Annotated in this window: 1 protein-coding gene and 1 pseudogene; both read right to left on the bottom strand. The window is 43.7% G+C overall.

The annotated features are described in order from the left end of the window. A partial coding sequence (locus tag A3735_RS07845; RefSeq protein ID WP_156499514.1) for a DUF3333 domain-containing protein occupies positions 1-517 on the bottom strand: 517 nt, incomplete at its 3' end. Beyond that, positions 514-764: pseudogene (locus A3735_RS31765) on the bottom strand (phosphate ABC transporter permease subunit PstC); the annotation flags it as partial. The pseudogene A3735_RS31765 and the gene A3735_RS07845, both read right to left, overlap by 4 nt.

The raw sequence follows: 764 nt of genomic DNA on the forward strand, positions 1-764 counted from the left end.
TGGCAGACAGTATCCCGGCATTCTCTGGCATTTTAGAGTCACCCTTACTGAAGAAAACACTATTCCAGCGTAATTCTAACTTACCTTCTTCTTTCAACTTATCGACTAGGGCAAGCTGCTTTTCTTTCAGGTTATAGTGATGACCTTTTAAATACTGGTCAACCTGGTCATCAGCCAATGCCCACATTGTTTGGCTTGTACCCATCAATTCAGGCTGGTCTCGCATGGTTTTTGTTAACGTACGTAGCCAAGCCCTACTTACAATTTTGCGATAACCTTTTGGAATGGCGCGACGCGTGGACTTAGCATTTCGCTCAGAAAACTCTACTTCAACTTGCACATAAGCTTGCTTCACAGCAGGCGCAGCAGTACTAAGGATATCGACCATGAAGAAGATCAGAAACGACAGAGTAAATACGACGGAGCTCTTTGCGAAAAGTTTGAAAAATCGCGAGGCACGATGCCGTTTACTTAAGGTCGGGTCGTAAAAAGGGTTAGAATTCTGTTTTGAAGTCATAGCCTGCTTATCTTGTATTTTTCTTTAAACTTACGGATTTGGGACAACGAGACCATATTGAGAATCAATGTGATCACAAATAAGACCAAGCCTAAGGCAAAAGCCGAAAGCGTTTGCGGTGAGTCAAAGGCGTGATCCCCGACAAGGGAGTCAACAATTCTCACTGTTACGGTGGTCATATCTTCTAAAGGGTTCCACGACAAATTTGGTCTAAGACCGGCAGCCATAACCACAATCATGGTTTCAC

The sequence above is a fragment of the Oleiphilus sp. HI0061 genome, assembly GCF_001635675.1.